The sequence below is a fragment of the Porphyromonas sp. oral taxon 279 str. F0450 genome, assembly GCF_000292995.1.
GTDB classification, from domain to species: domain Bacteria; phylum Bacteroidota; class Bacteroidia; order Bacteroidales; family Porphyromonadaceae; genus Porphyromonas; species Porphyromonas pasteri.
In genome coordinates this window covers 25,013-46,894 of record NZ_ALKJ01000033.1, presented here as the reverse complement: position 1 = coordinate 46,894, position 21,882 = coordinate 25,013, and the positions used below count along the sequence as shown (strand labels likewise).

Here is a 21,882-nt window from a genome sequence, read left to right as displayed (position 1 = left end):
CTATCCCACTTATGCATATCCGTCTCACTACCCGCCTCCTTACCGTCCTCATACTCCTCGCTCTCGGGGCGTGCTCGATAAGGAAGTATCAGGGTCCAGATGATCAGATTTATATAGGTATCCGCAAGATCGAGGTCTCCGATCGCCCCCAGCACTCCTACGCTGAGCAGGCGATAGCCGCTGCCGAGGAGCGCCTCAACTATGCGCCCAACGGGTCGGTCTTCGGCAGCAGCTCTATACGCTTCCCCTTTGCGCTCCTGAGCCCTGCTATCTACATGCACTTCTCTGCGGACTCTACGCTTGCGGGGCGCGTGATGCGTCGCCTCACAGCCAAGCCCGTCTGGATGCGAGACGTCAGCCCCAGCCTGCGTGCCAAGGTCGCCCAGCAGACGCTCCGTGAGCACGGCTACCTCCGAGCTACGACCAGCTCCGAGATCATCCCCGCCACAGCCGACTCTATGCAGGCACGTGTGGACTACAAGATGCAGCTGGGTCCACTCTTCCTCTTAGACAGCGTGCAATACTTCCCTCGTGTCTACATCCGTCCTGGGAGATACTTCTACCATCACCGCCTCAGTGCCCTACAGAAGGGACGCCCCTTCTCCATCGCTGCGCTCGAGGATGACCGCACCGTCACCCGTGCCTTCCTCCGTGAGCACGGCTACTATTACCTCAAGTCTGAGCACATCGGCTACGAAGCTGATACCCTCATCACCCCGCAGCGTGTGAACCTACGCACAGTGCTCTCTGCGACCACACCTCCCGAAGCACTGCGCCAGTGGCGTGTGGGGAAGATCATGCTCCGCCAGCTCCCCGAAGATCCTGAAGCCCCCACGAACCTCACCACGACGGATAGCGTAGCCCTCACCGACAGCATCGCTCTGTACTACTCGGGGCGCCCCATCGTCCGTCCTGGTGCACTGAAGACCCGTATCCGCATCCGCCCTGGCAAGCTCTACAGCAGTCTTGAGGAGGAGCGTACACTATCGGCACTCACGGGGCTCAATGCCTTCTCCTCCGTAGAATTCTACTTCACCCCTCGTGAGACCTTCACCAAGGACTCCACAGCGGTAGATAGCACAGCGATGCGTAGCACGAGCGACTCGACCGCCGTACAGCGCCCCACCTTCTCGAGCGTCGCAGACAGCATCGGCACGCTCGATCTGATGATCCTCCTCAGGAAGGACAAGCCCTGGAGCACCTACCTCGGGACGGCCTTCATGCGTAAGTCTACGGGCTTCATCGGGCCAGGTATCTCGGCAGCTATCGAGCGAAGCAACGTCTTCGGCGGAGGAGAGAAGCTCTCCGCCAGCGTCTCTGGCTCCTATGAGTGGCAGACGGGGCGTAGCCCTGCAGACTCCTACTCGGTGTCTATCAATAGCTATCAGCTCGGTGCCGACCTCTCCCTCACCTTCCCCTCGATCCTCTTCCCTCGCCTCATCGATGCGTACTACAAGTACCCGACGTCGACGAGCTTCAAGGTCGCTCTGCAGAGTGTCAATCACGCGCGCTACTATACCCTACGCTCCCTCTCCTTCACGATGGACTACAACTTCCAGCCGTCGAGCAGATGGAGCCATCGTATCACGCCGCTCAGCCTGAACTTCACTCGGCTGACCCGTACGACGGAGCGCTTCGACCAGCTCATCCTCGCCAACCCCGCCCTTGGGCTTAGCTTGAGCAATCAGTTCATCCCCAAGATCGGCTACGGCTTCACCTATACCCACCGCGAGGACGACAGCCCACACTACATGCAGCTCTCGGGGGAAATTAGTGAGGCTGGGAACCTCGTCAATGCTACGATGAGGGCCTTCGGTCGTGAGTACAATGACACGAAGACGCTCTTCGGTGTGCCCTTCGCACAGTTCGTCAAGGCTGCCATTGACCTCCGCTACTCCTACCGCATCGACCGCAAGCAGACGCTGGCTACCCACTTCGCTACGGGAGCTATCTATCCCTATGGCAATGCCATTACGGCACCTTATATCGAGCAGTTCTACGTCGGGGGAGCCAATAGTATCCGTGCCTTCACGGTACGAAGCCTTGGCCCAGGGAGCTACAATCCCACGACCGTCAATGCCTACTCCTTCATGGACCGCGTGGGCGAATTCAAGCTCGAGGCGAACGCCGAGTTCCGCCGTCACCTCTTCGGCAGCTGCTACGGTGCCGTCTTCCTCGATGCGGGGAACGTATGGCTCCTGCGCCCCGACACCTCTCGTCCTGGGGCTGCACTCAGCGAAGCAGGCTCGTTGGGTAAGTTCCTCGACCAAGTCGCCGTAGGTACGGGAGCAGGTCTGCGCTATGACCTCTCGTTCCTCGTCGTGCGCTTCGATGTCGGTGTGGGCCTCCACCTCCCCTATAAGACGACACGAAGTGGCTGGTACAATATCCCCAGCTTCCGCGATGCCTTAGGCTTCCACTTGGCTATCGGCTACCCCTTCTAAGTCGCTACAGCAAAGGCGCCTACCCCTCTTTCCTCCCTCATCTCCACGAAGGTGCTACCCCAGACCCATAGCGGTAAGGGGTACGAACCTATATTGGTCGCTGAGTCAACCTATATAGGTCCGCATCACGACCTATATAGCTTTGTGAAGTGACCTATATTGGGTTGTTGCTCCGCGTAGGGATAAAAGTTGTGGACGAGTGGCAAATAAGTTCGGACTACGTACGTGGCTCTAATATCTACGTACGTGGATATTTGGATTTACGTGCCTGGTCTTTAAGACTACGTACATAGATAGAAGAATACCACTACGGGAAGACGCTTTTTTCTTCACGAGAAGGACACTTTTCCCTCCACTGGATAAGAGGAATACTCGCGGTAACGACGAAGCTCTATGCAGTGGCAGCGCACACCTCAAGCTATTCGGTGAGAATTAGCTAACTTTGCGCCAGTTCGGCGATGCCTCCCGCCTTGTATGAGGTAGGAGCATCCCATTATTCACATCCTAAATATCATAGTGTAGATTATGACGATAGCACCTAATAAGTTCGTCGCACTCGACTACGAGCTGTACGTCGGTGATGAGAACGAGCGTATCCTGATGGAGCAGACCACCCCCGACCGTCCTCTGGAGTACATCCAGGGCATGGGTATGATGCTGCCCGCCTTCGAGAAGCAGCTCTTCGGCCTCAAGGCAGGGGACAAGTTCGACTTCGTCCTCAAGTGCGAAGATGCCTACGGCGAGCCTTCTGACGAAGCCGTCCAGGAGCTGCCCCGTGAGATCTTCGTAGACAGCGAAGGCAAGCTCGACGCTCTGGTCGTCGAAGGTGCTACGCTGCCCCTGCACACGCCCGACGGGCAGATCATCCGTGGTAGCGTCCTTGAGATCAAGGACGAAGTCGTCGTATTCGACTTCAACCACCCCCTGGCAGGCGAAGACCTCCACTTCATCGGCGCTATCAAGGAAGTCCACGATGCTACGCCCGAGGAGATCGAGCAGTTCTTCGGCGGGCATGATGGTGGCTGCGGCTGTGGCTGCGACCATGACCACGATCACGAAGGCCACGAAGAAGGTGGTTGCGGCGGTGGCTGTGGCTGCCACTAAGCACGCGTAATCATAGAGCACGGATACCCTGAGCCTGAGGCTCGTGGGCATCCGTGCTTTGCTATATCACCCCCTTCACCCGCCCATCACGATGAATACCTTCGGCAGGCTCCTTCGCCTAACCTCCTTCGGTGAGTCCCACGGACCCGCCCTCGGTGGTGTGCTCGACGGCTTCCCTGCAGGCTTCACCATTGACGAAGCCGCTATCGAGGAAGCTCTACGTCGCAGACAAGGCGGACGAAGCAACCTCACTACCCCACGGCGCGAGAGCGACAAGGTACGCTTCCTCTCGGGTATCTATGAGGGGCGGACGCTGGGCACTCCCATTGCCTTCGTCATCGACAATGCCGACACACGAAGCCAAGATTACTCACAGCTCAGTGACCTTTACCGCCCTGGGCATGCCGACTTCACCTATCAGGCGAAGTACGGACACCGCGACCCACGAGGTGGCGGGAGAGCCTCAGCGCGTGAGACCGTCGTGCGTGTCGTCGCAGGTACTCTCTGTGATCAGTGGCTACGAGCCGAGGGTGTGCGCATCTCCGCCTACCTCAGTCAAGTCGGGACTGTCCACTATGATGACAGCCATCTGTATGAGGCGATTCATCTCACCGAGGGCGATAAGGTGCTCCTCCAGAGACGCTATGAGCAGGTCGTCCCCTGCCCCGACAAGGCGGCGTCAGAGCGCATGGCTGCAGCCGTAGCCGAGGCACGCGATAGCCGCGACTGCATCGGAGGGGTCATCTCCTGCCGTGTCGATGGCCTCCCCGCAGGCTTAGGCGAGCCACTCTATGACAAGCTCTCCAGCCGCTTGGCCTCAGCGATGATGGGTATCAATGCCGCTCGAGGCTTCGAGATAGGCGATGGCTTTGCACTCGCCTCTGAGTACGGGTCAGCGGCCAACGATCCCTTCGTCTCCACCGAAGCAGGGGCTATCGAGCAGCAGACCAACCACTGCGGTGGTCTCCTCGGTGGCATCAGCACGGGTGCACCACTCACCTTCCGCACGGCCTTCAAGCCCACCTCCTCCATCGGACGCGAGCAGACGACCTGTCGCACTGATGGCACACCCACTACCCTCTCTATCACGGGGCGCCACGACCCATGCGTCGCCCTACGTGCCGTACCCATCGTCGAGGCGATGACGGCCCTTACCCTTATGGACTTTTATCTCCTCCACCGCGCCTACTCTACTGCGGAGCGAGGATAGACAACTATACATGGCGAGCGTAGCAGCAAAGGAAAGTATCACTGGTACCATCGTGACCTACATAGGCGTCGGGATAGGCTTCCTGACGACCTTCTTCATCTTGGCCAAGTTCCTCACTCCCGAGGAGATTGGCTTGACGCGCCTTTTGCCCGAGCTGGCGACACAGCTCTCAGGGCTGGGCATGCTCGGGATGACCTATTCACTCAGTCGCTACTTCCCCTTCTTCCGCGACTCCGAGACCAACCCCTACCGCGCTGAGGACGGGCCGAACCACGGCTTCTTCTACTACGTGACAGTCGTCGGGGCGATCGGTGCCGTGCTGATGACGCTCCTCTACATCCTTGCCAAGGGCCCGCTGATGTCGCTCTACAGCGACAGAAGCCCACTACTCGCGGACTTCTACTATGCCGTGATACCGCTGACACTCTTCACGATGGGCTGGACGATCTTCGAGCTCTACACCTACCAGCTGATGCATGTAGCGGTACCGAAGGGCATCAAGGAGGTGCTCCTGCGTGTACTCCAGCTCGCTGCCTACCTGCTCTACGCCTTCGGCTACATTGACTTCACGACGATGGTGTGGGGCTTCATCGGGAGCTTCGGCATCTGTATGCTCGCCAGCGGTGTCTACCTCGGGCAGATCACCTCGCTGAGCCTTCGCCACAACCCCAGCTACGTCTCGCCCGAGATGCGTCGTGGCTTCTATCGCTATACGGCACTCTATACGCTGAGCTCGGTGGGCATCACGCTGGCGGGGCGTATGGACCTCTTCATGGTAGCCTTCATCGACCGCGGGGGACTCTCCTCCGCTGGGGTCTATACGATGGCCTTCTATATGGTCTCGATCATCGAGATACCGATGCGCGCCATCCTCAATGTGGCAGCTCCGAAGATCGCCGAGGCAGCGAAGCACGGCGACACGAAGCGCGTCGAGGAGGTCTACCGCCTCGTGGCCTTCTATCAGCTCCTCTCGGGGCTCTTGATCTTCGCGATGATCTGGGTGAATATCGACAACATCTTCGGTATCATGCCCAATGGCGAGCAGTTCACCGGCGGTAAGTGGATCTTCTTCTACCTCGGGCTGGCGAAGCTCGTCGAGCTGACCTTGACCTGCAGCCATACGGTCGTCAGCACCTCACGCTACTACAAGTGGAATATCTACTACACGATCAGCGTGCTCGTGATGTCGTTCGTCTCCACCGTCTTCCTCATCCCAGCCTACGGCACACTCGGCGCAGCGCTGGCGATGCTCCTCACAAATATCGTGAGCTACGGCCTGCAGCAGCTCCTGCTGAGTGTGAAGATGCACGTCAGTCCCTTCACCAGTCGTATGCTCCTTCTGATACCGATCGCAGCCGTGGCATGGGGCATTGATGCCGTCCTCCCCACCTTCAGCTCGGTATGGATCGACCTCTTCGTCCGCTCGGCTCTCGTGGGGCTGGGTCTGCTCCTCGCGCTCCTGGCTCTGCGCATCACGCCTGAGCTGATGAGTATGCTCGAGGGCAAGCTCCCCAAGCGCCTACGCCGCTAATCCCACCGACACGTGACGAGCCTCCCGAAAAGTCCCCAAGGCAAAGCGCCCCTTCGCGTACTTCTGCTCTGCACCTCTGACGAGGGCGGCGGAGCGGCAGAGGCTTGTCGCCGCCTACTTGATGCCCTCACGGCTGTCGGCATCGAGGTACGTATGCTCGTCGTGAAGAAGAGTACGGAGGATGAGCGTATCGCCTCCGTCGCTGATACCACCCCACGACGCCTCTGGGCCAAGACGGCCTTCCTCCTCGAGCGCCTGGAGATCTACCTGCGCAACGGCCGCTCTCGGCAGCACCTCTTCCGCGTCTCGACGGCACGCTGGGGCTGTGATATCGCTTCGCACCCGTGGGTAAGGGAAGCCGATATCCTTCACCTACATTGGATCAACCAAGGCTTCCTCTCCCTCACCACCCTCAAGAAGCTCGCTGCCCTCGGTAAGCCCGTCTTCTCCACCCTGCACGACCTGTGGGCTGCCACAGGTATCTGTCACCTCCCTCTGGAGCTGGGGCGTGAGGGCGCTAAGGAGTGTCCACGCTACCAAGCAGGCTGCGGCTACTGCCCCCTCCTGGCGAGTAATCAAGAGCACGACCTCTCACGGACGACTCTTCGGAAGAAGGCTTTCCTCGCAGAGAAGCCCTTCCGCTATATCGCTGTCAGCAGTGCCGAAGCCAAGCTCTTCGAGCGAAGCCCACTGATGCAGCGCTATGGAGCGCCTGCTATCCTCGCCAATCCCATTGACCTCAGCCTCTTCTCTCCTGAGACAGCAGCTGCGACACCCCCACCCTTCACCCGCGAGGCTGGGCGCTACTACGTCACCATCGTCGCTGCCCGCCTCGATGATGAAGTTAAGGGGCCACACCTCCTGATGGAGATCGCTGAGCAGCTCCAGCTCCGCCATCCTGAGATCGCCGAGCGCACGACACTCCTGCTCGTAGGGGGCATCCGCCGTGCGGGTTACTTCGACAGCCTCGCTCTTCCCCACATCGCCCTCGGGAGCATCCGTGAGCGCGCACAGCTGGCGAGCCTCTATGCCGCCTCAGACGTACTCATCTCCACGAGCGTCTATGAGACCTTCGGGCAGACGCTCGTCGAAGCACTATCCGTGGGCACCCCCGCCTTGAGCTTCCGCTGCTCGGGGCCCGAAGATATCATCCTCGACGGAGTCAATGGCTACCTCGTCCCCGCCTATGACACGGCGGTCTATGCCGATCGCCTCGCTACCCTCCTTGGACGAGAGCGAGACGACGCAGGGGCTTTCTCCCCCCGCACCTGCCGCGAGAGCGCCCAGCGCTTCGGAGCACCTGCCGTAGCCTCCCGCCTTGTGGAGCTCTACCGCACGGCGCTTGACAGAGACAGCTCCGCTGAATAATCACCTATACCCGCCTGCTACGATGCAACCACGTATATCCATCATCACGATTTGCTACAACGCTGCCAGCACGATCACCCGCACGCTCCGCAGCGTCTCGGCACAGACCTATCCGAACATCCAGTACCTCATCATCGACGGAGCTTCTAAGGACAACACGCTGGAGCTCGTCCGCGAGCTGGCTCCCGAGGCCGAGATCTATAGCGAACGTGATAAGGGGATCTATGATGCGATGAATAAGGGGCTCGACCGAGCTACGGGCGACTACGTATGGTACGTCAATGCAGGCGATGCCCTGGCCAGCCCCACCACCGTTGAGGATCTCGTCCGAGCTACCTGCACGGGCGACAGCCTCCCCGACGTACTCTACGGAGACACGCGTCTCATTGATGCCGAAGATCACGACCTCGGGCTAAGACGCCTGCGCCCTCCTCACCAGCTCGACTGGCGTAGCTTCCGCGCGGGGATGCTCGTCTGTCATCAGGCCTTCGTCGCTAAGCGAAGTATCTCGCCCCACTACGATCTACACTACCGCTTCTCTGCCGACGTCGACTGGTGCATCCGTGTACTCAAGGAAGCCAAGACCACAGCCTTCTACCCCGAGCCCATAGCGCTCTACCTCAACGAAGGGACGACGACAGCCAACCATCGCGCCTCCCTCATCGAGCGCTTCCACGTCATGCGCCACCACTACGGACTCGTGACGACCGTCCTGCAGCACCTGCGCTTCCTCGTCGACCGCAAGCGCTAAGCCTGCCCCTCCCGACTTTATTCCGCCCTCTTACCGAGGTCTGCCCCGAGGCTACACAGCCCATCGGAGCAGACCTCTACCTTATATATAGTGTGTGCAATACCGCTGATCTAAAAGGGTTAGTATAGGCATAGGTTGTTGCTCCGCGTATGGATAAAAGTTGTGGACGAGTGGCAGATAAGTTTAGGCTACGTACGTGGCTCTAATATCTGCGTACGTGGATATTTGGATTGACGTGCCTGGTCTTTAAGACTACGTACATAGATAGAAGAATACCACTACGGGAAGGCGCTTTTTTCTTCACGAGAGTGGCACTTTTCCCTCCACATAACAAGAAGAATACTCGCGATAAAGCGAAGGGCTTGCCTGGTCACTTCGGAGAGGTATATCGGGGAGCTGGGCGTGCAATACCTTAGCTGAATAAATAGAGGGCAGGAGACTGCGAAACAGCCTCAATACAGGGCAAGTTTACCGAATAATCCGCTTCACGCTGGTAGCTACTTCCTCGATACAGCCCAGCGATTTTGATGCGTAAGCCCTACTTCCACACGGAGCCTAAAAGGCTATTAATCCCTAAAAGGTTATCTTTGTGTAGAAGCCCACATAGCGCAAGCTGCATGGGCCATTGTCAAATACAAACCAATTTTAGTTAGAGCAATGGCACTTTTTGATAAGTTTACCAAAAAGAATAGCGAGGCAGCGACTCTCGCACCTTCGTCTGTCCTCCCCACGATCTTAGAAGCACTCTCCAAGGAAGGTTATCGCCCCGAGCGCGACAACGAGATCCGCATCGTCTATAAGAACGAAGGCATCTTCTGCTGCTTCTACTACCGTGAGGATGACCCTGAGTTCCTCCTCGTACGTGCCACTTTTGAGCGTGCAGCCTTCGATGACGTGCACGAAGCCTTCCTCTACAAGGCCTGCGCCAAGACGGACTTCGACCAGAAGGTCAGTAAGGCCTATGTCGATGAAGAGGGCGATATCGTCTTCTCGGTCGAAGCCTTCATCATGCCTGGTACGCCCATAGACCGCCTCGCGCTCCGCATGAGCGACGCTCTGGCCTCTACGGTCGCCTTCTACCACCGCGCCCTCAAGCAGCTCGTCGAAGAGTACAATAAGGAGAATGGTGACGATAGCGAGACCAACAACTCTATCGCTCCGACGACCACTCTCCCCAACTAATCACCTCCTCTCGTAGGGTCTCTCGGCAGACTACGAAGCATATCCAAGAGCAGTACTCCGACCGCACATCACGTCATCTTGACATAGGATAGCGGACATTTCTGGACAAATAACCAGAAGTCGGGAGTACTGGCACGCGCTTTGCTATTCGTAAACAAATGCTAACTTTACCGTTGTAAACCCCGACAATGCGCCTCTCCACCCAGGAGAGTGAAAAGCCGTAGCGTGGGCCTAAGACAACGGATATATAGAATAATAAAGACGTACTGGACTTATGAAGACAATGAAGCTATTCCTCCTGATGGGAGTGGGGCTCCTGTCAGGTACGGCTGCCCTGGCGCAGACCGACAACAAGTACCTCGACGACGCCTACTATCGCCGCAGCGACCTCAAGAAGATCGATAAGGAAGAGCGCCGCAAGGCCGAGCTACGCCGCGCCGCCGAGAAGGCCGAGCGTGAAGCCTGGGAAAAGGAACAGGCTGCACTCATCGCCAACTATAAGAAGAAGCAGGCCGATCGTGAGATCGATGCATACAATGGGCACCTCTCCCTGCCCGAAGACACCATCACGCTGACCCGCAGCGAGCTGGGCCGTCTGCTCAAGGAGCAGCGCCAGAAGGATGGTGGTGCAGAGGTCTACGGCCCCTACTCCTCTCGTCTCAGCCGCTTCTACGGAGATGGCTCGATGACGATCCAGGGAGCCCGTCGCGTCTACATCGACGCAGACCCTTGGTATAGTGATATCGACTACCGCTATGCGGGACCCGATGTCTATGTACGCGTAGGCAGCAGCGATCCCTTCTGGGGAAGTCGCTGGGGCTGGGGTACCAGCTGGGGCTGGGGCTCATGGTATGATCCCTTCTACACCTCCTCTTACTACTACGGTTATCCCCGCTACTACGGTAGCTGGTATGGGGGCTACTACGATCCCTACTACTATGGCTACACCCGTGGCTACTATGGTGGGTACTACGGCTCTCGCTATGGAGGCTGGTATGACGGCTACTACGGTGGCTATTATCCCGGCTACTACTACGGCTATGCCGCTGGGGCTGCTACGCGTGCCTACAACGAGCACTACTACAACAATCCCTACTCGCACGGGGCTCGCTCGACGACTCGCCGCTCAAGTGGCTACTCAGCCTACTCCAGCGTACGCGATCAGGGCTACATCGGCCCACAGCGCTCCTACGATCAGGGTAGTATGTCACAGCAGAGTCGTACGATCTACAGCGACTATCCCCACACGCAGCAGAGCCGCCCTGTACAGCAGCAGCGTAGCTACGACAGCTATCCTCAGCGCAGCTATGACCAGGGCTCTTCAAACTCGACGAACAACTCCAACTCTGGAGGTGGCGGTGGCTACACGGCTCCCCCACGTCGTCGCTAAGACTTGCCCTAAGGGTATATCGTTTACTCCACCTTGATTAGACTGGTAACTCATGAACATCAAGCATAAGATCTTAGGCGTAGTGGCACTGAGCCTCCTACCCCTATCACTGAGTGCACAGAGTGAGATGGAGGCCTTCCGCCTTGGCTCTCCTCATGAGCCTGTAGGATCAGCACGCTATGCTGCCCTCTCGGGCGCTATGGGTGCCGTGGGCTCTGACGTCGCCTCTCTCGTACGCAACCCTGCGGGGATCTCCCTCTTCCGTGGGAACAACCGTCTCTCGCTGACCCTCGGTGGTGGCTTCGGCACCGACCGTGGTGTCTGGTACGGTACATCAACCTCTCAGGACATGAAGGGGAAGTTCCTCTTTGAGGAGTTCTCCTATCAGGCTGGTACGAATAGAGCCTCACGTGGCCCCGTATCCTTCGCCTTCAGCATTCGCAATGCAGGGCGCTTCGACCGCGAGCTCCACGCTTCGGCTACACTGCCCCAGAGCGCGAACTTCTCCTCGCTGGCAGACTTCTCTGCTGCGCGTACGAATAACGCTCGCTACGACAACCAGCGATCCCCTAACGTCGATAAATACTTCGAGAAGAGCTACATCACCACGACTGCAGCCTTTAAGAACGACTATATACCCTGGATGTCGATCCTCGGTGCTGGCGCAGGATGGATCGATATCGACAATGGCAGCAGAAGCTATCGCTCGGCTTATATGTATAGCACCGCTCCCGATGGGACGCCCTATCCAAAGCCCAGCATCGGTCTACCCGACAACGCTGACCTCGTACTACGCGAGAAGGGGAATATCACCGACTACGATATCGCCCTCGGCTTTGAGGCAAATGATGCCCTGCACTTCGGGGCAGCCCTCACGCTCTCCTCGCTGGACTATGAGATGGCATCGTACTACCACGAGGCTTTCCGTGGCAACAACTACCTGACGCTGCAGAACACCAGAAGCATATCAGGCTTCGGAGGTAGCGTCGGCCTCGGACTTCTCTACGAGCCTGTCGAAGGGCTTCGCCTCGGTGCTTCGCTCTATACGCCCACCTTCTACTCGATGAAGATGGACTTCCAGGCAGGTAGCCTCGGCAGGTATAATAACAAGGCCAACGAGGTCGTCACGCCTAAGAATGCAGCTAACACCTACGCACTGCGTGGCAACTGGCGCTTCGGGCTCAGTGGTGCTTACTTCATCGGTCGTCATGGCTTCATCAGCGCTGACTACGACTATACGAGTGGTTCTCTGCGCCTCAGCAACAGCACCTATGACGAATATGACGGCAGTGAGATTGGCTTCGAGGAAGACAACGCTCGCCTGAAGACGAACTTTGGTGGTGTCCACACCGTCCGACTCGGTGCCGAAGCTATGCTTAGCAACCGCATCGCCCTGCGTGCCGGTTATCGCTACTCCTCTTCGCCCGTCAAGAACGCTCGTCTCAAGGGTGACATGGCATCGACCGAAGTACTCGTATCGGGTTCTGCGGTACACTATACCCTCCCCGACAGCCAGAATAGCTACTCGCTCGGTGCAGGCTTCCGCATCACCCCCAGCCTCTCGCTGGATCTGGCGTACGTCTACTCCGACACCAAGGCTCGCACCTTCGCCTTCCCCTACGTCAACGACTACGGCTCCTACCTCAATGCTTCGGATGCTGACATCCGTGCAGGTAAGGTCAAGCCCGATGAACTCGTAGGTATGCAGGCTATCAAGGAGACGAACCAGCGTCACAAGGCAGTAGCTACCCTCTCTATCCGATTCTAAGGAACCAACGTGGGGCAGGTGTCTCAGCACCTGCCCCGCATATTGATATCAAAATCTCCATTACACACATCGCATGAACAACTCTCGATTCCCCTTCCAGGACGAACCACTCAGCTCATCACGCATCGCTTATGACTTCCCCGCACTCGTGCGTCAGTCTGTCGTACGTGCCTTCGTATGGATGACCCTCGGTCTGGCTATCACGGGGCTTACTGCTCTCTTCGTCGCCGACTCCAACCTTCTAGATTTCCTATTTGAGCACCAAGGGCTCTTCTGGGGTCTCTGCATCGGTGAGCTTGCTCTGGTATGGTACCTCTCACGTAGCATCATGAAGCTCTCTATCCCAATAGCGACGGGGGCCTTCGTACTCTACTCCGTACTCAGTGGCGTCACGCTAAGCCCTATCTTCATCGTCTACACGGGTGCTTCTATTGCCTCGACCTTCTTCATCACGGCGGCGACCTTCGGTGTGATGGCAGCCTTCGGTTACTTCACGAAGCGCGACCTCTCGAAGATGGGTAGCTACCTCTATATGGCACTCATCGGGCTGATCATCGCTACCGTAGTAAACCTCTTCCTCCAGAGCGATACGCTGATGTGGATCATCAGCTACGTCGGTGTGCTCGTCTTCGTCGGCATCACGGCCTACGATACGCAGATGATCAAGTCACTGGTCGCGGAGTCTATCGGCGATGAAGAGCGTACGAAGAAGATTGCCCTTCTCGGTGCACTCCACCTGTACCTCGACTTCATCAACCTCTTCCTCTACCTGCTCCGCATCCTCGGCAGACGCAACTAAGCTCTCGCCGAGATCACGATATAGAGGGTGGGCTCCCAGACGGGTAGCTCACCCTTTTTTTATACCTTTATCTAACGATAACAGTGCAGCAGCACTGATCCTCCTACATTGTCGATCCATCTATGAAGGCTGTCCTCACAGAAAGCACGACGACAACGAAGCCCTCTGTCCAGAGGATCCATTCGTGCAAGACAGCTACAAGATTCGGCATAGACTGATGCTTCCAGCAGAAGTCTTCTTCCTTAAGGACAGAGAGCTCTGATGACTTACTGTCCATCGTTTTTTTAACTCCACATGCAATCTTACTCCCGATCATCTATGAAGATCCTCGTCCTCGGAGCCTCAGGCCAGCTCGGGCGCTGCATCGAGCACGTCACTCAGGGCGCTACCGACCACTATCACTTCGCTACGAGAGAGACGCTGGACCTCTCCGACACCTCGGCTATCGAGCAGTTCGCGACCCGTGAGGGTATCGAAGTCATCATCAACTGTGCAGCCTACACCGCTGTCGACCGTGCCGAAGACGAGCCCGAGCAGGCGGACGAAGTCAACCACCTTGCCATAGCACGTCTCTCGGAGCTCACCGAGCGCCTCGGCATCTTCCTCATCCATATCTCCACCGACTACGTCTTCTCTGGGCGCAGCTCTATACCCTACACGGAGGATATGCCCACGGAGCCTATCGGCGTCTACGGGCAGACGAAGCGCCGTGGAGAAGAGGCGATACAGCGCCTCGCACCCCGCCACATCATCCTGCGCACCTCATGGCTCTACGCTCCCTATGGAGCGAACTTTATGAAGACCATGCTTCGCCTCGGCAAGGAGCGCCCCGAGATGCGCGTCGTCTTCGACCAAGTCGGCACCCCAACTTCGGCACTCGATCTGGCACGCTTCATCGTGAGGATCATTGAGCACAGACAGCTCGACAAGACTGGGCTCTACCACTTCTCCAATGAAGGCGTGTGCTCTTGGTACGACTTCGCCGAAGCCATCTTCCGCCTCTCGGGCTACAGTACGCAGCTCCATCCCATCCGTAGCAGCGAGTACCCGACACGTGCGGAGCGCCCCCATTACTCTGTCCTCGACAAGGCACGTGTGCGCGAAGCCTTCGGCATCACCATCCCCCACTGGCGCACCGCGCTGGAGGAATGCCTGCAGCTCACCGCCTCACTCCCCGAATAATCCTCTTCACCACCCACTCATGCACTATCACCGCTCCCTTCTCATCACCGGCGGCGCTGGCTTCATCGGCTCGCATGTCGTCCGACTTCTGGCCAATAAGTATCCACAGTACCACATCGTCTGCCTGGATAAGCTCACCTATGCGGGCAACCTGAAGACCCTCGAGGATGTCGCAAGCCTCCCCAACTATACCTTCGTCGAGGCTGATATCTGTGACTACGAGCGCATGCGTGCTCTCATCACGGAGCATGCCATCGACGGTATCATCCATCTGGCGGCAGAGAGCCACGTAGACCGAAGCATCTCCGACCCGTTCACCTTCGCCCGCACCAACGTCATGGGTACGCTGAGCCTACTCGAAGCTGCCCGCGTGACGTGGGGCGCTACGCCCGAGCGCTTTGAGGGGAAGCGCTTCTACCACATCTCCACCGACGAAGTCTATGGCGCACTGGAGATCGGCGGGGGCTTCTTCACCGAGGAGACCAAGTACGCTCCGCACAGCCCCTACTCTGCCAGCAAGGCCTCCAGCGATCACTTCGTCCGTGCCTACCACGATACCTATGGCCTGCCAACGATCGTGACGAACTGCTCGAATAACTACGGCCCGTACCAGTTCCCCGAGAAGCTCATCCCCCTCTTCATTGACAACATCCGCAAGCGCAAGCCCCTGCCCGTCTACGGCAAGGGAGAGAACATCCGCGACTGGCTCTTCGTCGAAGACCACGCACGCGCCATTGACCTAATCTTCCACGAGGGGAAGACCGCCGACACCTACAACATCGGGGGCTTCAATGAGTGGCGCAACATCGACCTCATCCACCTGCTGGTGAAGGTCACCGACCGCCTCCTGGGCAACCCCGAAGGCCACTCCGAGGAGCTCATCACCTTCGTCACCGACCGCGCGGGGCACGACCTGCGCTACGCTATCGACTCGTCGAAGCTACACCGCGAGCTCGGTTGGGAGCCCAGCCTTCAGTTCGAGGAAGGTCTGGAGAAGACTGTGAAGTGGTACCTCGAGCATCAAGACTGGATCGACCACGTCAGCCAGCGCGTGAGCTAAGGCCATCTGCTCCTCCTCACATCAAACACAACGTGGGCTACCCTCTCCTTCTGAGGGTAGCCCACGATGTATTTAGGGAAAAAGAAAAGCACTCCTACAGGACTACTCACAGCCCCCTGATATGCTCTTCTCTGAAGAGATCAGGCAAGACCTTCGCCTTATCACGAGTATTCCTCTTATCCAGCGGAGGGGAAAGTGCCATTCTCGTAAAGAAAAAGCGCCTTCACGTAGTGGTTTTCCAGCATCTATGTACGTAGTCTTAAAGACCAGGCACGTAAATCCAAATATCCACGTACGTAGATATTAGAGCCACGTACGTAGTCCAAACTTATTTGCCACTCGTCCACAACTTTTATCCCTACGCGGACCAACAACCTAATATAGGTCACACGACGAACCAACACTGGTCGCGCCATCAGCCAATATAGGTTCATACAACCCTCCCCTATAGAAGTGCATAGCCCTTTGCCGAAGCTATAGTCGATCCAGCTCGCCGAGGCTGCTCTCCACCTTATTAAACTTCTGCTTACCGAGGCTATAGCTAAGGCGAAGGATCACCTTACGACTTTCGCTACCGAACCACGTAGTCAGGTCCAATGCCCCCTTGTGCCCATAGTTGTCCCAGCGATCGGTATGGAAGATATCCGTCATCAAGAGCGAGAGGCGCAGGCGATCATCAGCCCACATACGGCTAAGCCCGATATCCAGACTACCATTGGGCTTGATGACTTCGTAGCTCCCACCCTGTCGCTTGGAGTTATAGCGACCCGACAATTCAAGGTTAAGCCCAAGGGGAAGAAGGATGCTATTGCTCACCGACATAAGGTATGAGGGGCGCTTGTATTCCTCCTTGTAGGTCTCGTAGTCCAGCTTATTCACGAAGTAGTACAAGCCGAGATTTGCACTGAAGTCCCACCACGGGGTAAGGCGCTTGGAGAAGAGTCCCTCCAGCCCCACCTGCTGCTGTGCCCCGACATTCTTCGTGGTCATGACGGTCTTCGTCGTCCCGAGCGCATCTGTGATCGAGGTGAAGTAGTCGTCGAGCTTGGAGTAAGAGAGGTTAAGAGAGAGGCTATTCCACACATAGCTCAGGATAAGTTTATTGCTAATCTGTGGCTTGAGGAAGGGGTTTCCCTTCCAATAGGACAACTCATCAAGCAGGTATTCAAAGGGGTTAAGATCTTCGTAGCGGGGCTTATCTTGGCGGCGACTATACAGCAGGGCTACCTTGATCTGCTCATTGAGGGCATAGGAGATACTCAGGTTGGGGAAGAGTCGTAGGTGGCTATCGCTATGCTCCTCCCCGTCCTGACTGGAATAGGCATTGAGCCTGTTGGAGGTGTGCATATACTCCAGACGTAGCCCCGCACTAAGCTCCAGCTTCCCCAGAGTATGGGTGTACTGCGTATAGCCCTCGATATTCCCCTCGTCATAGTGGAAGGTATTTGAGCGCTGGTTATCGACAGCTCCATTCTTCTTAAAGAGGAAGGTATTGTGGCTTCTGATGAAGGAGGTCTTAGCACCAGCGAGCCATTCACTCTCATCATTGGGCTTGTACTTATAGTCCGCCAGGAGCGCATAGATATCTATATCCTTGTCGGGCTGTGAGTAGAAGAAGTCCGAGCGCACCAGCATGTTGGTCGCAGAGTAGTAGGTGTTGGGCTGCTCACAGCGCGCTGTGCCGTCAAAGCGTGTCCAGTCCGCAGTGATGGAGAGCTGGTGCTTGTCAGATGGGCGATAGAGATAGTTCAAGCTATTGCTGTAGCGGAGAGTCTTCTGCTCCACATAGTCATTACGCGCCCGAAGGATGCCGTCCAGCGTAGTTGTCCCTTGATAGACTTGGGTCTCCGTAGCTGTGACCCCAGGACCAGCGAGTAGATTCACCGAGCTATTGACGAAGAGCTTACTCGTCGGAGTGGCCTGCCAAGAGAAATCAATCCCCGCCGAATAGGTGTTACGCATATCGGTATCTACCGTCTCGGAGAGATACTTATTCCCATCCTGAAGCCTCTCATAGCCGTAGTCCATCGCGTGATGCCCAATGGCGTGATTGTAATTGAGCCCCAGTTGCCACTTATCTGTATTGTAAGATAGGGCGAGATCCGAGCTCTGGCGAAGGTTCTCCCAATAGGCGAAGCTGTGTGAGGTGGTGAGGTAAAAGCCAGACCGAACGGATGCCTTCGTGATGATATTGATGACACCACCAGCTCCATCAGCCCCGAAGCTAGCATTCGGACTCGGGGAAGTCTCTATGCTGGAGATCTTTGAGGAGGGGAGCGAGCGTAGATAAGCCGATAGCTCTTCCCCCTTTAGCATCAGCTTCCGCCCATTGACATATATCGCTGTTCCCCCGATGGGCGCTAAGGAGATATCCCCCTTGTTGCTCACCAAGATGCCTGGAGAATGCTTCAGCACATCCAGCGCAGTCCCTATATCTGTGAGGTAAGACTGAGCGACGTGAATCCGGATCTTCCCATTGGATGCGCTGGTCAGCGAGCGGGACTTGCGAGCGGTGACGACGACATCCTTTAGGGAAACATCCTCTACCTCCAGCTGGATATCGGGGAGTGTATCGGCCGAGGCGATAGCCATCTTTCTCTTCACCTCCTTATAGCCCAGCGCCCTTATACAAAGGAGGAACTCTCCCTTGCGCTGGAGGATCGAATACTGCCCAACAGCATCAGTGAGTACGGACTCTACGAGGACATCTCCTGGAGAAGCTACCAGCATGACGACGGCTGCATCCACTCCCTGGCAGTTCTCGTCGAGGACTCTCCCCGTGACCTTTGTCTGCGCACTTCCCGAGATAGCACAGCCTATCGCCATACAAAACAGGAAGAGCCTTAGCGTAAATCTATTCATCGCTATTAGTGGTGGTAGTTATAAGCTCGCTGGGACAGAGCGCCCCATACTTGTGATAGATATCGAGGAGCTACGGAAGCAACTTGATATTCCCTTATATGCAGGTATATAGCAAAGGTACGGTTAATTACATCAATTTTATTAAGCAACAAGTTCACACGGCGCCCACATCAAGGTGCAGGCTATTCGTGCTTGACACAGCACTTCAGCCGAGCGTCCGTGAGGAAGTGGAGTGAAGCTGTAGGAGAGCGCGTCAAGCTATATTGGTTCGCCCACGGGCATATATAGAGACTGTTGCCGAGAGTCCTGTCCTCTATTTAGAATACTAAGGCATCGCACGCCCAGCTCCCCGATATACCTCTCCAAAGAGATACACAAGCCCTTCGCCTCATCACGCGTATTCCTCTGATCCTACGGAGGGGAAAGTGCCATTTCCGTGAAGAAAAAGTGCCTTCACGTAGTGGTTTTTCCACATCTATGCACGTAGTCTTAAAGACCAGGCACGCAAATCCAAATATCCACGTACGTAGATATTAGAGCCACGTACGTAGCCCCAACTTATCTGGCACTCGTCCGCAACTTTTATCCCTATGCAGAGCAACAATCTAATAGAGGTCACGCAACGAACCAATACTGGTGGTACCATCGACCAATATAGGTTCACGCCACCCTCCTCTATAGGACGACCAAGTGACAATAGGACCTACGGCTTCGTAGCTTCTATTCCTTTTCTGCTATTTGTCTCGAATTACCCGCTTCGGGCAGAGCGACTACGGGGAAAAGGTCGTACCTTTGTCCTTACCTATTATATATATGGAGATGGACACAAAGAAGATTACTCAAGAGCCTTACGACAAAGCTGACCTGGACGAAGCTGTAGAAACCCTGCGCCGCGGTGGGATCATCCTCTATCCCACAGATACTGTGTGGGGTATCGGTTGCGATGCCACCAACGAAGAAGCGGTGCGCCGTATCTACGAGCTCAAGCGCCGCGAAGACAGCAAGAGTATGCTCGTCCTCGTAGCAGAGACCTACGAAGTCGAGCGTCTGGTGAGCGAAGTCCCCGAGGTCGCCTATGACCTTATGGAGCTCGCCGTGCGCCCCATCACCATCATCTATCCCCACGCCACAGGCGTAGCGCCTAACCTCCTCGGCGAAGGGGGCTCCCTCGGTATCCGCCAGAGCCGTGAGCTCTTCTCCTCCGCCCTCTGCAAGCGCCTGCGCCGTCCCATCGTCTCCACCTCCGCCAACATCAGTGGGGAGCCTACCCCACTCTTCTTCTCGGGCATCAGCCCCGAGATCGTCGCTGGCGTAGACTATGTCGTCAAGTACCGTCAGAGCGACGAGACGCCTCATGAACCCTCTCAGATCATCATGCTCGGTCCCACGGGCGAGGTCAAGGTCATACGCCCATAGCCGCTGCATACGCCGATGTCTGCCTTCAGTCAAGCCATCACACCTCTGCTCGACCGACTCATCAGCTGGCGAGAGCGCCACATCAGCGAGCGCTACTTCCTCCTCATCCTGAGCCTTCTCATCGGGGTGACGATGGCGCTTGTGGCTGCTCTCCTCAAGTTCATCATCCACGTCGTCGAGACCTTCATCCTCCAGAATATCGAGGATCATCACTACCTCTACCTGCTCTTCCCCGCGCTGGGGATTCTCCTCTCCCTGCTCTTCGTCCGCTACATCGTGCGGGACGACATCAGCCATGGGGTGACGAAGGTGCTCAGCTCCATCTCCCAGCGTAAGAGCCGTATCAAGCCGCACAACACCTGGAGCTCCATCATAGCCAGTGCTCTGACCATTAGCTTCGGGGGATCGGTAGGGGCTGAGAGCCCTATCGTAATGACGGGTGCAGCCGTGGGGTCGAACTTCGGACGTCTCTTCCGCCTCGAGCAGCGTAACCTTATGCTCCTCATCGGCTGTGGTGTCGCTGGTGCCCTCGGGGGCATCTTCAAGGCACCTATCACAGGGCTTGTCTTCGTCATCGAGGTCCTACTCCTTGACCTCACGATGGCCTCCGTCCTCCCTCTCCTGGTCAGCTCCGTCTCGGCTGCTGCCGTGGCCTACGTCCTCTCAGGGAAGGAGATCCTCTTCCAGTTCATCCAGACCGACCCCTATCATATCGAGCGCATCCCGCTGATGATCCTGCTGGGCGTGGTGTGCGGGCTGATGTCGCTGTACTTCTCGAAGACGATGTTCCGCTTCGAGAGCGAGCTGAAGCGCATCAAGGACATCCGCCTGCGCTACCTCATCTCGGCAGCTATCCTCTCCCTGCTCATCTTCGTCTTCCCTCCGCTCTATGGCGAAGGATATGACTCGGTGAATATCCTCTTGGATGGGCAGTACACGCAGCTCCTTGACGGGAGTATCTTCGAGGCGTTCTCGAACTCCTACTGGGTGGTCTTCGCCTTCTTCCTCCTCACCGTCCTCTTCAAGGTCTTCGCCTCCGTAGCGACGAACTCGGGCGGTGGCTGTGGCGGGCTCTTCGCTCCCACCCTCTTCATGGGCGGGCTCACGGGCTTCATCTTCTCCTATCTGGTGAACTACTTCAGTTCGCTCAACGTCTTCATCTCCCCGAAGAACTACATCTTGCTCGGTATGGCAGGGCTGATCGCTGGCGTGATGCACGCCCCACTGACGGGTGTTTTCCTCATCGCTGAGCTCTCGGGAGGGTACAACCTCTTCCTGCCACTGATGCTCGTGTCGCTGACCTCCTTCGCCACGATCCGTATCTTTATGCCCCACAGTATCTACTCGCTCCGTCTGGCAGAGCAAGGCAAGCTCCTCACGCATCAGAAGGATACGGCCGTACTGACGCTGATGAATCTGGAGAGCGTACTGGAGCGTGACTTCGAGGTCGTCTCCCCCGACATGACCCTCGGTGAGATGGTCAGCGTCATCTCGGTGAGCCACCGCAACTCCTTCCCCGTGGTCGATGAGCGCGGGGTACTCGTCGGCATCGTCGAGCTGGATAATGTACGCAACATCATGTTCCGCCCCGAGCTCTACGACCGCTACAAGGTGCGTAAGATCATGGTCACCCCCGAGGTCAAGGTCTCCTCAGCGACCCCGATGACGGAGGTCATGCGCCTCTTCGACGAGACGAAGGCGTGGAAGATGCCCGTCGTCGATGAGGAAGGGCGCTACCTCGGCTTCATCAGCAAGAGCGCGATCTTCAATAGCTACCGCGAGGTACTCAACTGCACCTTCATCGGGGACTAAGTC

Annotated in this window: 16 protein-coding genes; 14 read left to right on the top strand and 2 right to left on the bottom strand. The window is 57.0% G+C overall.

Translation table 11 applies throughout. From position 1 onward, the window contains the following. Positions 1-11: 11 nt before the first annotated feature. The 10 genes from HMPREF1323_RS07465 to HMPREF1323_RS07420 all read left to right on the top strand — a co-directional run bounded on the left by HMPREF1323_RS07465 (position 12) and on the right by HMPREF1323_RS07420 (position 13,547). Positions 12-2,444 (top strand): translocation and assembly module lipoprotein TamL, encoded by a 2,433-nt coding sequence (locus HMPREF1323_RS07465; RefSeq protein ID WP_009433542.1) that lies wholly within the window; start codon positions 12-14, stop codon positions 2,442-2,444. A gap of 525 nt (positions 2,445-2,969) precedes the next feature. Beyond that, on the top strand, positions 2,970-3,548 hold the full coding sequence (locus HMPREF1323_RS07460; RefSeq protein ID WP_009433537.1) for an FKBP-type peptidyl-prolyl cis-trans isomerase: 579 nt from the start codon (positions 2,970-2,972) through the stop codon (positions 3,546-3,548). Between the two features lie 91 nt (positions 3,549-3,639). Continuing rightward, the gene (aroC, locus tag HMPREF1323_RS07455; protein WP_044124214.1) at positions 3,640-4,758 is read left to right on the top strand and encodes a chorismate synthase; all 1,119 of its coding nucleotides are present in this window, start codon (positions 3,640-3,642) and stop codon (positions 4,756-4,758) included. Positions 4,759-4,768: 10 nt separating this feature from the next. Next, a complete protein-coding gene (locus HMPREF1323_RS07450) occupies positions 4,769-6,289 on the top strand; it encodes a lipopolysaccharide biosynthesis protein (protein ID WP_009433536.1) in 1,521 nt (506 codons plus the stop codon). A gap of 12 nt (positions 6,290-6,301) precedes the next feature. Then, a complete protein-coding gene (locus HMPREF1323_RS07445; protein ID WP_009433525.1) occupies positions 6,302-7,657 on the top strand; it encodes a glycosyltransferase in 1,356 nt (451 codons plus the stop codon). Positions 7,658-7,679: 22 nt separating this feature from the next. Continuing rightward, positions 7,680-8,408, top strand: a complete 729-nt coding sequence (locus tag HMPREF1323_RS07440; RefSeq protein WP_009433516.1) for a glycosyltransferase family 2 protein — start codon at positions 7,680-7,682, stop codon at positions 8,406-8,408. Positions 8,409-9,065: 657 nt separating this feature from the next. Further along, the gene (locus tag HMPREF1323_RS07435; protein ID WP_009433564.1) at positions 9,066-9,590 is read left to right on the top strand and encodes a hypothetical protein; all 525 of its coding nucleotides are present in this window, start codon (positions 9,066-9,068) and stop codon (positions 9,588-9,590) included. Between the two features lie 274 nt (positions 9,591-9,864). Further along, positions 9,865-10,980 carry a hypothetical protein gene (locus HMPREF1323_RS07430; RefSeq protein WP_009433568.1) on the top strand — a complete coding sequence of 372 codons (1,116 nt, stop codon included), beginning with the start codon at positions 9,865-9,867 and terminating at the stop codon, positions 10,978-10,980. A 52-nt stretch (positions 10,981-11,032) separates the two neighbouring features. Then, positions 11,033-12,748, top strand: coding sequence for an OmpP1/FadL family transporter (locus HMPREF1323_RS07425; RefSeq protein WP_009433523.1), 1,716 nt, complete (start codon positions 11,033-11,035; stop codon positions 12,746-12,748). A gap of 73 nt (positions 12,749-12,821) precedes the next feature. After that, a complete protein-coding gene (locus tag HMPREF1323_RS07420; RefSeq protein WP_009433541.1) occupies positions 12,822-13,547 on the top strand; it encodes a Bax inhibitor-1/YccA family protein in 726 nt (241 codons plus the stop codon). A gap of 103 nt (positions 13,548-13,650) precedes the next feature. Here HMPREF1323_RS07420 and HMPREF1323_RS07415 read toward each other — a convergent pair whose 3' ends face one another. Beyond that, complete coding sequence (locus tag HMPREF1323_RS07415) at positions 13,651-13,863, bottom strand: hypothetical protein (protein WP_044124213.1); 213 nt, start codon at positions 13,861-13,863, stop codon at positions 13,651-13,653. 2 nt (positions 13,864-13,865) lie between these two features. Here HMPREF1323_RS07415 and rfbD point away from each other — a divergent pair, with 2 nt between their 5' ends. Both rfbD and rfbB read left to right on the top strand, forming a co-directional pair. Then, positions 13,866-14,729: a dTDP-4-dehydrorhamnose reductase gene (gene rfbD / locus HMPREF1323_RS07410; protein WP_009433566.1), complete on the top strand. Its 864-nt coding sequence runs from the start codon at positions 13,866-13,868 to the stop codon at positions 14,727-14,729. Between the two features lie 19 nt (positions 14,730-14,748). Then, positions 14,749-15,789, top strand: coding sequence for a dTDP-glucose 4,6-dehydratase (gene rfbB, locus HMPREF1323_RS07405; protein ID WP_009433547.1), 1,041 nt, complete (start codon positions 14,749-14,751; stop codon positions 15,787-15,789). A gap of 474 nt (positions 15,790-16,263) precedes the next feature. Here rfbB and HMPREF1323_RS07400 read toward each other — a convergent pair whose 3' ends face one another. Then, on the bottom strand, positions 16,264-18,651 hold the full coding sequence (locus HMPREF1323_RS07400) for an outer membrane beta-barrel protein (RefSeq protein ID WP_044124212.1): 2,388 nt from the start codon (positions 18,649-18,651) through the stop codon (positions 16,264-16,266). 819 nt (positions 18,652-19,470) lie between these two features. On the opposite strand from HMPREF1323_RS07400, the gene HMPREF1323_RS07395 reads away from it, so the two are divergent. After that, positions 19,471-20,067: an L-threonylcarbamoyladenylate synthase gene (locus HMPREF1323_RS07395; RefSeq protein ID WP_009433540.1), complete on the top strand. Its 597-nt coding sequence runs from the start codon at positions 19,471-19,473 to the stop codon at positions 20,065-20,067. Between the two features lie 15 nt (positions 20,068-20,082). Continuing rightward, complete coding sequence (locus tag HMPREF1323_RS07390) at positions 20,083-21,879, top strand: chloride channel protein (RefSeq protein ID WP_009433513.1); 1,797 nt, start codon at positions 20,083-20,085, stop codon at positions 21,877-21,879. Positions 21,880-21,882 lie beyond the last annotated feature (3 nt).

Coding starts and splice junctions, on each gene's coding strand:
- HMPREF1323_RS07465 (WP_009433542.1), top strand. CDS start 12: ATGCATATCCGTCTCACTACCCGCCTCCTTACCGTCCTCATACTCCTC.
- HMPREF1323_RS07460 (WP_009433537.1), top strand. CDS start 2,970: ATGACGATAGCACCTAATAAGTTCGTCGCACTCGACTACGAGCTGTAC.
- aroC (WP_044124214.1), top strand. CDS start 3,640: ATGAATACCTTCGGCAGGCTCCTTCGCCTAACCTCCTTCGGTGAGTCC.
- HMPREF1323_RS07450 (WP_009433536.1), top strand. CDS start 4,769: ATGGCGAGCGTAGCAGCAAAGGAAAGTATCACTGGTACCATCGTGACC.
- HMPREF1323_RS07440 (WP_009433516.1), top strand. CDS start 7,680: ATGCAACCACGTATATCCATCATCACGATTTGCTACAACGCTGCCAGC.
- HMPREF1323_RS07435 (WP_009433564.1), top strand. CDS start 9,066: ATGGCACTTTTTGATAAGTTTACCAAAAAGAATAGCGAGGCAGCGACT.
- HMPREF1323_RS07430 (WP_009433568.1), top strand. CDS start 9,865: ATGAAGACAATGAAGCTATTCCTCCTGATGGGAGTGGGGCTCCTGTCA.
- HMPREF1323_RS07425 (WP_009433523.1), top strand. CDS start 11,033: ATGAACATCAAGCATAAGATCTTAGGCGTAGTGGCACTGAGCCTCCTA.
- HMPREF1323_RS07420 (WP_009433541.1), top strand. CDS start 12,822: ATGAACAACTCTCGATTCCCCTTCCAGGACGAACCACTCAGCTCATCA.
- HMPREF1323_RS07415 (WP_044124213.1), bottom strand. CDS start 13,863: ATGATCGGGAGTAAGATTGCATGTGGAGTTAAAAAAACGATGGACAGT.
- rfbD (WP_009433566.1), top strand. CDS start 13,866: ATGAAGATCCTCGTCCTCGGAGCCTCAGGCCAGCTCGGGCGCTGCATC.
- rfbB (WP_009433547.1), top strand. CDS start 14,749: ATGCACTATCACCGCTCCCTTCTCATCACCGGCGGCGCTGGCTTCATC.
- HMPREF1323_RS07400 (WP_044124212.1), bottom strand. CDS start 18,651: ATGAATAGATTTACGCTAAGGCTCTTCCTGTTTTGTATGGCGATAGGC.
- HMPREF1323_RS07395 (WP_009433540.1), top strand. CDS start 19,471: ATGGACACAAAGAAGATTACTCAAGAGCCTTACGACAAAGCTGACCTG.
- HMPREF1323_RS07390 (WP_009433513.1), top strand. CDS start 20,083: ATGTCTGCCTTCAGTCAAGCCATCACACCTCTGCTCGACCGACTCATC.